This window comes from Candidatus Albibeggiatoa sp. nov. BB20 (genome assembly GCA_016744725.1).
GTDB lineage: Bacteria > Pseudomonadota > Gammaproteobacteria > Beggiatoales > Beggiatoaceae > Albibeggiatoa.
On record JADGDW010000032.1, the window covers coordinates 20,627 to 31,859 of the forward strand.

The 11,233-nt window shown below is 38.2% G+C and carries 6 protein-coding genes; 5 read left to right on the forward strand and 1 reads right to left on the reverse strand.

The genetic code is table 11. The annotated features are described in order from the left end of the window. Window positions 1-1,343, reverse strand: a 1,343-nt coding sequence (locus ABXH34_RS05615; RefSeq protein WP_353570886.1) for a hypothetical protein, incomplete at its 3' end; no start/stop codon positions are given. A 132-nt stretch (window positions 1,344-1,475) separates the two neighbouring features. Here ABXH34_RS05615 and ABXH34_RS05620 point away from each other — a divergent pair. The 5 genes from ABXH34_RS05620 to ABXH34_RS05640 form a co-directional block, all read left to right on the forward strand. Then, window positions 1,476-2,252 (forward strand): glycosyltransferase family 2 protein, encoded by a 777-nt coding sequence (locus ABXH34_RS05620; protein WP_353570887.1) that lies wholly within the window; start codon window positions 1,476-1,478, stop codon window positions 2,250-2,252. Beyond that, window positions 2,221-3,030, forward strand: a complete 810-nt coding sequence (locus ABXH34_RS05625) for a glycosyltransferase family 2 protein (RefSeq protein ID WP_353570888.1) — start codon at window positions 2,221-2,223, stop codon at window positions 3,028-3,030. The genes ABXH34_RS05620 and ABXH34_RS05625 overlap by 32 nt, the downstream gene beginning before the upstream one ends. A 236-nt stretch (window positions 3,031-3,266) precedes the next feature. Next, window positions 3,267-5,753, forward strand: coding sequence for a leucine-rich repeat domain-containing protein (locus ABXH34_RS05630; RefSeq protein ID WP_353570889.1), 2,487 nt, complete (start codon window positions 3,267-3,269; stop codon window positions 5,751-5,753). Between the two features lie 316 nt (window positions 5,754-6,069). Continuing rightward, window positions 6,070-7,092 carry an aspartate-semialdehyde dehydrogenase gene (locus ABXH34_RS05635; RefSeq protein WP_353570890.1) on the forward strand — a complete coding sequence of 341 codons (1,023 nt, stop codon included), beginning with the start codon at window positions 6,070-6,072 and terminating at the stop codon, window positions 7,090-7,092. 610 nt (window positions 7,093-7,702) lie between these two features. After that, window positions 7,703-11,233 (forward strand): FimV/HubP family polar landmark protein (locus tag ABXH34_RS05640; RefSeq protein ID WP_353570891.1); only part of this gene is annotated, 3,531 nt, incomplete at its 3' end.

Here is an 11,233-nt window from a genome sequence, read left to right on the forward strand (position 1 = left end):
ACCCAATCTAATACCACGTCATGTTCTGCAGCAGTAATGGAACGAACTAAAACATTTGAGGGAACTCTAATCCAAAAAGTGCTGCTTGAACCTTGTAATACATTGAATTTTAAAAAGCTTAAGCCACTTAAAACGGTTTCTTGAGGGTAAATCGCATGATAACCTTTTCCATTGGAAATCGCGTTATCAGGTCTTGCATCTTGCTCTTCTTCATGCCAACAGAATGCAACTCTGCCTGTCATCGGAATATGAGTACTAATACGAGTTGAATAATGATTCTGTAAATCAACCGTAATATTAGAATTGGGCACAACATAAAGAGTTTGTTGTTTTTCAATATCGATATAAAAACGCGAAATAGGGGTTTTAGGAATTTGCATTGTTGTATGATGTCCCACATTACTAGGACAACCGCTATATCCGCCTTCAATGATTGGGGTTTGAAATAGTAATTTTAGGTTATACAAACCCTTATTACTGATTTGTACCGCAAATTTATCTTTATCAACAATAACGGTTGCTTCTTCATCTCCGATAAAAACTTGATGCAATGCAATCGTATTTTTAAGTAATGGCAATAACATTTCGGAATCGGTAAACAGTTCAACTAAAATATCGGCTTCCCAAACGATAGAATTACCATCGGATTTTCCTTTATATATGGCGCGGCTAATTGAGTAATTAGATTCATCTGTAGGCAGTTTCCAAGACAGACTGGGCTTTTTATCTGGTGAAATATAAGCTTTAATTTGTGTGCTATCGTAGGATTCTGATATGGTAATACCAACTGCATGGGAAATGCTTGCATCAAGTTGTAATCCGGGAATACTGGCCTCTAATAAGGTTGATGTTGAATTAGGCAGCGGAATATTTAAAATGACCTTCCCATTTTCAATTTCAGTATCAACCACATAACTCAATTCAATAACATGCTCACCTTTGACGTTGGTTTGCCAGATAAATTTTCCATTCATATTCGCAAGTTGGGCAGGCTGTTGATTAATACTGACTAAAGTCAAAGCAGTATCTGAATCTAACAACGGGATACTCGTCCACGCATCCGTATAGGTAGAGACAGGAATCCGTGCTTCAACGTGTCCTGTCATCCTATCATTCTCTTCTAATACATTAATAATCAAACGAGCCTTACCAAATGCGTAAGTAATCACTTCTTCTTGAGAAGTTTCTACCGCTTTTTTAGCTTCTTCGAGCATGGTGTTATACACATCGCGAGGCAAACGCACTTCTCCTCCGCTACTGGGCGCATCTATATCCGTAGATTGCTCTGCATAAGCAGTCAACATATATAGCATGAGCAAAACGATACCTAAGATATAGCGCATATAGTTTTCCTTTCCTACATTTTCAAACAAAAGCTTACACATTGGGGAGTCACACGGTTTATTTGTTTTAGTGGATGATATAACACACAATACTACAATATTTTACCGTAATATCAGTACGAGAAAAATTGTATGACAAGTTTATCTGTAATTATTATTACTCGCAATGCAGCCGAACATATTGAAAATTGTTTAAAATCAATTAAATGGGTAGATGAAATTATTATTGTTGATTCGGGTAGTGAAGACGAAACTTTAACTATTTGTCGCCAACATACATCGCATGTTTATTCTTATACCAATTGGCAAGGTTTTGGTATACAGAAAAATCGTGCTTTATCTCATGCAACAGGTGACTGGATACTCTCCATCGATGCCGATGAACATGTGCCACCTGAGTTGCGGGCTGAAATAGAGCAAGCTATTGTACAACAAAATAATACAGCGTGGATGCTACCAAGATTATCACGTTATTGTGGGCGTTGGATACGTTACTCGTGGGGCAAAGATTATGTATTGCGCCTATTCAAAAGGGATTGTGGGCAATTTACAGATGATTTAGTACATGAGAGAGTCACTATTCATAAAGGTTTAACTGGTAAATTGAGTACGCCACTGTTACACTTTTCCTTCAGTTCTGTTGAAGAAGTATTACAAAAAGTCAACGCCTATTCTACGGCAAGTGCTCAAATGCAATTCCAACGTAATAAAAAATCCAGCTTAACTCGTGCTGTTCTGCATGGCTTATGGGCTTTCGTGCGTAGTTATGTGTTTAAACGTGGTTTTTTAGACGGACGGGAAGGGTTTATTTTGGCTGTATCTAATGCAGAAGGCACTTATTATCGTTATATTAAATTGATGTATCTACAGGAGCGGTATGAAAGTCAGCATCATTCTAAGCACTTATAATCGGCCTGATGCGCTAATACTCATTTTACAAGCTTTGTCAGTGCAGACTTATCAAGATTTTGATGTCATTATTGCTGATGATGGTTCAGGTATCGATACAAAAGAGTTAATTTACGATTTGAGTCGTCATTTACCTTATGAGTTGCATCATTTATGGCAGGAAGATAAAGGCTTTAGATTAGCAATGGCACGGAATAAAGCCGTGGCTAAATCCAGTGGAGAGTATCTGGTCTTTTTAGATGGTGATTGTGTGCCACGTCCCAGTTTTATTGAGCGGCACTGTCAACTTGCTGAAGCCAATTGCTTTGTAACAGGTAATCGTATTTTGCTCAATGAGCATTTCACAACACGGGTATTATTCCATCAAATTCAAATTGGCAAATGGTCAAATTTCGCATGGATTTTGCCTTTTTTACATGGCGACATTAATCGTTTTTTACCCTTGTTCAGTTTGCCTGATGGACAATTTCGTAAATTGAATAAACCTAAATGGCAAGGTGCAAAGACCTGTAATTTAGGCGCATGGAAGAACGATGTTTTAAATATCAATGGTTTTAATGAACAGTTTCAGGGCTGGGGGCATGAAGATGCCGAGTTTGTTGTCAGGTTAATGCACAATGATATTAAACGTAAAGAAGGGCGTTTTTCTGTACCCGTATTTCATTTATGGCATCCTGAAGCGGATCGCAACCAAGAAAAGTGTAATCGAAAACTGTTAGAACAAAGCTTACAGTCTCCACGAATTTCGGTTGATGTTGGTGTCAGTCAATATTTGTAAATTCAGCATTTGTTTATTCAATACTTCGGATATTTTTCAAACTACCAATTTAAATCAATAACTTATAGATGAGCTACAATATTTATAACTAACTAAAATTCCCAGCATTTTCCAAAAGCCAACCGAAATATTATAAGTTAATAATTCCTAGAAATAAGCTAACACAAAAAAACCTTGCAATTTTTATGTTTCATACTAAGATTAATGCAATCTTAAATTTAATCTTTGGAGTTAACATGTTTAAATTAACCTTGGCATCGCCACTATTCCAGTGGTGGTTAGGGCTTTTCGTGCTCGTTTCCGCCGCACCAGCCATCAGTTGCGAGCTTGCCACCGATATACCAAAAGCTGAGTGTGAAGAAGTGAAAACCTTAGCACGCGCAACAGAGTACTCAGGCACAATTGAAGCTTTTGACACAGCCACTCGAATCTGTTTGCTACCGGGTATTATTTGTAGCGATGGTCACGTCTCTGGTTTTAAATATGAACTGTCTATTGGTTCTAATACTAGCATTCGTCCAGCAACTGATGCGTTACCTGTCGGATTTAATGCTTTAACTTCTTTAACCTATCTTGAGTTACGTGGCGCAAATGTCGCAAGTGCATTCCCCGATATGTCGCTTTTAACTGCGTTGGAAACCCTGAAAATTACAGGCAGTACATTCAATTCAGGTATCCATGCCAGCCTCTCTCAATTACCTAATTTAAAAACGGTTGAGATTTCACAATCAACGCTTCCAGCGGCTACTTTTCCTGCTTTTTATAGCTCACAGTTACAAGACTTAACTTTAAGTGGGACAAATTTATCGGGTGACTTATCTAATCTCAACTTGCCTTTATCATTACGCACTTTAATTGTAGATAATAACGCCTTAACAGGTACAGTCATCAACTTAAATACGTGGCAAAATTTAACAAGTCTATCTTTAGCTAATAACCAAATTGCTGGGAATGTTGAGGGTTTAGGATTGCCTGTATTGAGAGTACTTGATTTAAGTCATAATCAATTGTTGCAGTTTAATCTAAATAGCTTACCCGTTTTAAAAACGTTAAATTTGGCAAATAATAATCTCACGGTTTTTGACGGTGCATCATTGTCTGAACAATCACCCAATCTCGCCAGCTTAAGCTTGAATGACAATCAATTATCTGGGTTTATTACTGGAATGTATTTAGATAATTTAGATAAATTGTTGTTACAAAATAATCAAATAACTGGGTTTGCTGATACCAATAATTTTAAAGCCCTGACAGAACTCAATCTCAGTGGTAATCAAGTTACTGATAGCGTTAATTTGCTCGCATTGAATACGGCTGCACCACGTTTATTAAGTTTGGATCTGAGTCAAAATAATATGACGACTTTACATCCCAATCTTAGTTTTCCACGTTTGATTAGCTTAAGCCTTGAAAATAATAGCTTAACTCAATTGCCATTCTTACCTCAAGTGACTCCTCAACTATGTACATTAGATGCGTCGCATAACCAGTTTGCTACTGATATTAATGTATTTGCGGGTCAATTTGGACATGGCGTTCTAAAGAAAACCTTACAAACGATTGATTTATCAAATAATCAGTTATCAGGCACAATGAATGACTTGCCATTTAATATTGCACGAGGTCATTCACTTAATTTGAGTTTTAACCAATTATCAGGTTCAGTACCTCCAATTATATCAACCAGTTCAGAAGTTGAAGCAAACCTTTGCACCAAGCTCACAGGCTCTATTAGCTTAGATTTTAGCAATAATCAATTTTCTAATGTTCGAGCTGATTTTTTGCAAAATATAGATGCGGTTAATCCTTATGCCGTGGATAATATTTTTGGTGAAAATTTGGTTGTAAACTTAGAAAATAATCAATTATGTGGTGAAATTGGTAATCTCGTGATACCAACTAACTTAAGCAATGCAACAGAAGTACGCGTGGCAAATAATTATTTATACACACAACGTTTAGATGTCATTGATTATTTTGATACTAATATTCCAGACTGGTCACAGCAAAAAGTGGATGGTCAGTGTGAAGGGGGACAACGTTTTAGTACAAACACGTTCAGTGTTAATGATGAGACAAACCAATTTTCTCTACAAGTCTATTTATCACCGCCTGAATCTGCTAAACAACAAACTACAAATGTTTACTTTGTTGCTCAAGTGCTACCTACAACGTGTTCGATGAAAGATCAAGCGACAGGGCAAGCTTACGAATTACCACAAAATTGCACTAGTTCAGATGCGAATTTAAGCCCTTATTGGATTATTTTCAATGGTAGTGGCTGGAATCCTTGGCAAGGTGAAGCGTTAGAAGCAATTGCCTCAACACGCCAGCAAGTCCTTTTGACAACAGATATTTTTACTATCTTTAATAACGCATCATTAGCATTATTATTACAAAGTATGAATGTTTATAAAGGGGCTTTAAATAATTCAGATGGTACAGCTTCAGCATTGATTCAAAATATAAATTTTGATGGCTCTGTACCAACAACATCAGCCAGTATGCTAACGCAACTCAGTCGTCCTGAAGCAGCAAATGTGACTTATTTGGATTATGTTTCACCAGATTCTGTGGTTATTTCACCGATACAAATCTTTGCAGGTTATGGAGATAGTTTTGTGGATATGGTCGAAAAAGCTCAGTTCCAACATATCTATTCAATCACTAAAACTGAGATTGAGCAATTTAGTGAGCTACATAGTTCTTATTATCAACAATAATTTTTTGTAGTATTTTTTCCATCATTGCTTAGGATTGCTAGCTCTTACTTAAGACTGGCAGTCCTTTCTTAATTAAATCCCACCTATTTTCTCTATAAAATCTCAAAATACTGCTTTATCGATTAAGCAAATAAAGTAATGAATTGTGATGAATACATCATGATTTTAGCATTTTTCTCAAACTTCCTTATAAAAAATACAAACAAGATAAAGCATGTTATAAGTGGATATGATATGATTTTAATGACAGGATTTATCTAAGTTTTATAGGCTTGTCCTTTTAATAGCCTCATTCGTATGGAGAATAAATAAAAACATGAGTCGTTCATTTGATGTTGCCGTTGTAGGCGCGACTGGTGCAGTTGGTGAAACAATGCTTTCTATTTTGGAACAACGTGATTTCCCAATTAATAATCTTTACCCTTTGGCAAGTAGCCGCTCAGCAGGTAAACGCATCACATTTAAGGGCAAACACTATACGATTGAAGACCTAGAAACATTTGACTTTTCTAAAGCGCAAATCGGTTTGTTTTCTGCAGGTGGTTCTATTTCCGAAATTCATGCACCTCGTGCTGCTGAAGCGGGTTGTGTCGTGATTGACAATACGTCACACTTTCGGCGTGATGAAGACATTCCTTTGATTGTACCCGAAGTGAATCCACACCGTATTGCTGACTATAAAGTGCGTAATATTATTGCAAACCCAAATTGTTCAACAATTCAAATGCTTGTAGCTTTAAAACCCATTTATGATGCGGTAGGAATTGAGCGGATTAACGTTGCAACCTATCAAGCTGTCTCTGGTACAGGCAAAGAAGCTATTGAAGAGTTGGCGATTCAAACAGCTAATTTACTCAATGTTAAGCCGATTGAAGCCAAGGTTTATCCTAAACAAATCGCCTTTAATGCCATACCCCATATTGATGTTTTTATGGATAATGGCTATACAAAAGAAGAAATGAAAATGGTTTGGGAAACCAAGAAAATTATGGAAGATGACAATATTCTCATCAATCCAACAGCGGTACGTATTCCTGTTTTTTATGGTCATTCTGAAGCTGTACATATTGAGACTCGCGATAAAATCAGTGCTGAACAAGCTCGCGATTTGTTGAGCCAAGCGGCTGGTATTGAAGTTATTGATAAGCATGAAGATGGTGGTTATGCAACTGCTGTAACTGATTCTGCAACTCAAGACCCTGTCTATGTGAGTCGGATTCGTGAAGACATTTCTCATCCTCGTGGTTTAAATTTATGGGTAGTCTCTGACAATATCCGTAAAGGCGCGGCATTGAATAGTGTACAAATCGCCGAAATTTTAATAAAAGACTACTTATAACAAATAGTTATCATAAGGTTGTTAAAGTATTTTCTTAAAAGTGCAGCAAAAGCTTGTGTATTATCGTATAATTTTCTAATCTAAGGCACAATGGGCAACGGTTTAAGGCCTTTTGTCCATGTGCCCCAAATGCTTCTATTCATTGTGATTGATTAAGATATATGCAGATAAAACGAATAATAACTGATGAGCGGAGATAATCGTACATATAGCGAAAAGCTGATCTTTATTCGTACGTGTTGAACCCCCATTAAGTTATAACTATTTGTGGATAATCTGCGCACTTTGCCTGAGTAATGTTCAAATGGATATGGAGCTAAATTGCTTTCGTGGTTGAAAATCTATGTTGCACGCGAAAACTATATTCAAATATTTTAGTTTTCAAAGACTTGTAGCACACCGCTTTTATGAATATGAGAGTATATTTAAAAGTGGTTTTCATTTTTTGGGGACATCTTGCCACCATAAAACACGTCAACCGATAGCAGCTACACGATTCTTGCATGATTAAGCTTTGTTGATATAGTGGATGTTCGCTAATATCTCAACAAGCTGTATGGTTTACCTCCCATTACGGGAAAACGGTATAGGTTAACTAAAGGAGACCGTAATGATACGCAAATTGATAGTGGCTTGGGTAGCCTTGATAACTGCGTTATGTGGATTAGAGGTTGCTGCACTGGGACTGAGTAATATTAATGTTGTTTCAAAATTAAACCAGCCTTTGAATGCACAAGTAAAAATTCTCTCAATTCCTAGAGGCGACATCAATAACTTACGAGTATCACTAGCACCTGCAGAGGCTTTCCGTCGAGCGGGCTTAGAGTTTCCTGTTGTCCTGAATACCTTAAAGTTTAATACACAATCATCGAATGAGCGTGGCTCTCAAGCCATTTTACATATCAGTACACGCCAACCATTAAAAGAGCCTTTTTTAAATTTCTTAATCGAAATCAATTGGCCTAGTGGACGTATTCGGCGTGAATATACCGCACTACTTGACCCGCCATTACATGAAGCAAAAGTGGCAGAGGCCATGACACCTGTAATAACTCAAGGGGTCAATTCATTAAGCCAACGTCAACCAGCCCGAATCAATACCAAAAAGCTTCAACCGTTAAACGCGCGAGCTAGCAGTACACCGACTTCCTATACTGTTTCTAGTGGCGATACACTTTCCAAAATTGCGCGTAAAACTCATACAGATAAAAGCCTTTCATTCAATCAACACATGAAGAATTTGCACCGTAATAATCCTCATGCTTTTATTCGTAATAATATGAATTTGATTAAATCAGGTGTTGTTTTACGGGTTCCTGCACCAGCAAATAATCAGAATAATTTGGCCGTAGCACAATACACGCCTCCAACCCAAGCTAATCGCGTGACTGCAACCAGTCAAGAAAGTGCCGCATTCAATCAAAACCGTTTAACAACGCCTGCTGCTCCTGCCCAGCCGCGTTTACGTTTAGCATCCGTTTCAGAAGCTAAAGACAATCCTAATCGGGCAGGTAATGCGAACCGTGCTCAAACCAGTGCTGCACCTAGTGAATTACGTGCTCTACGGAGACAGTTGCAAACGTTAGAAGAAGAAAATTTTAGCATTCGTGAAGAAAATAAAGACTTAAAATCACGCATGAATGAAACCAGTGATTTAGTCAAAACCATGAAAAAACAATTGGATGGTTTAAATCGACTAATTGAATTACAAAATGGTGAATTAGCTAAGTTACAAAGACAATTAAAAGATAGCGGTGTGATGTCGGCTAGTGCTGAGTCAATTAAGCCTATCGCAGAGCTAGAGCAACAAGCTAAGCAAGAAGCTGATACCACTGAATCAACAGACAGTCCTACTCAAGCTTCATCTGATAATGCAACCGTAGTTATGACAGATGAAACAGATAATGCAACAACGGCCGAAAATTCAGATTCAACAGATAGTGCTATGAACACGGCAGAAGACATAATTGATGAGAATGATACTGAGAATAGCGAGGCTGTTGCTGAAAATGAACAAATGACCTCAGATGATCCAGAAATTATTGGTGCTGAAACAACTGAGAATAATCAATCTGATTCAACGATTGCTGAAACGGGATTAGATGCAACGGATGAAAATGGAGAAGGCAATGTCACAGAAGATGAAGCTAGAAAACTGATTGCTGAATCTGAGGCACTAGAAGGCATTGATGAAAATGCACAAGATCAACCAAAAGGTGAAAATATACTTGCCGAAGCACCTGATGATGATTTTGACACTGAGCCGCTTGAGCCTATTGATACAGGCCTTTTATCCTCTGTAAATTATATGACAGGTGGTGCAGTTGATACCGCTAACGAAATGGTTGAACAAGTTCCCGGTGGTTGGTTAAGTGTTGGCGGTGCATTAGGTGGTTTATTATTGCTCTTGTTGTTACTCATGATGTTGTTGGGTAAACGCCGTAAAGCAAAACAAGTACAGGAAGAAGAGGAAATTCAGGCAGAGCTTGAGCGTTTAGAAGCAGAAGAAAATACTGAACTTGATGATAGTGAGTTTGATATTGATGTTGACTCGAAAGACGGCCATTCCACCGAAGATGATTTAGATGACTTGATGAATCAAATCAAGCAAGAAAATCAAGATAGTGAAGATTTAGATACGGAAGTACTGGAAGAAGTTGATGTGTATTTGGCCTATGAGAATTATGACCAAGCCATCGAATTGTTAAATATTGAAATTGAAAAACATCCAGAGCAACCAAAATATCGGGTGAAAATGCTAGAAGTATTAGCATTGGCAAACCATCCTCAAGAATTTGAAACTCATGCGAAAGTGCTACGAACGCAAGTGAATGCAGAAGGGCCTGATTGGGATAAAGCCGTTAGTTTATGGAACGACATGAATACAGGTCGTGAATTGCTTGCTGATGATAAATATGACGCTAACAATACGGCAGCGATTGCAGCAGGTGCAGCCTTAGGTATTGGGGCTGGCACTGCTGCTGCAACAATGTTAAGTGATGATGAGACCAGCGATGACGATGATATTGCCAATTTATTAGCACAAGTTGACTCGGAGATTAAAGACGATAGCGGCCTTGATATGGATGGCTTATCAGGTGGTGATTCATTAGATTCTAAGAGCCTACTAGACAATGATGAGGATGAGTTATTAGCTTCCAGTTTACATGCTGATGATTCTAGCAGCCTTGATATGGACGATGCTTTGTCTGAATTAGATATGGATTCTGACGATGATGCAGGCCTAGATTTGGATTTAGGCGACGATGATGGGCTTGATGGTTTAGATTTAGGTGATGAGCTTGATGCTGGTGATGATTTAGATATAGGTTCTGACGATGATGCAGGCCTAGATTTGGATTTAGGCGACGATGATGGGCTTGATGGTTTAGATTTAGGCGATGAACTTGATGCTGGCGATGATTTAGATATGGGTTCTGACGATGATGCAGGCCTAGATTTGGATTTAGGCGACGATGATGGGCTTGATGGTTTAGATTTAGGCGATGAGCTTGATGCTGGTGATGATTTAGATTTAGGCGACGAACTTGATGCTGGTGATGATTTAGATTTAGGCGACGATGATGGGCTTGATGGTTTAGATTTAGGCGATGAGCTTGATGCTGGTGATGATTTAGATTTAGGCGATGAACTTGATGCTGGTGACGATTTAGATTTAGGCGACGATGATGGGCTTGATGGTTTAGATTTAGGCGATGAACTTGATGCTGGTGACGATTTAGATTTAGGCAATGAGCTTGATGCTGGTGAGGATTTAGATTTAGGCGAAGATGGTGGGCTTGATGATTTAGATTTAGGCGACGAACTTGATGCTGGTGACGATTTAGGCGAAGATGATGGGCTTGAAGGTTTAGATTTAGGCAACGAACTTGATGCTGGTGACGATTTAGGCGAGGATGGTGGGCTTGATGGTTTAAGCTTAGATAATGAACTTGATGCCGATGCCAGTCAAAATGAACTAGAGTCAGACCTTAAAGATTTAAGTGCAGATGATGAACTTGATGCTGGTGATGATTTAGGTGGCTTAGGCGATGAGCTTGATGTTGGCGATGATTTAGATGATTTAAGCGGCTTAGATGATGAGCTTGATGCTGATGATGATTTAAGCGGCTTAGATGAT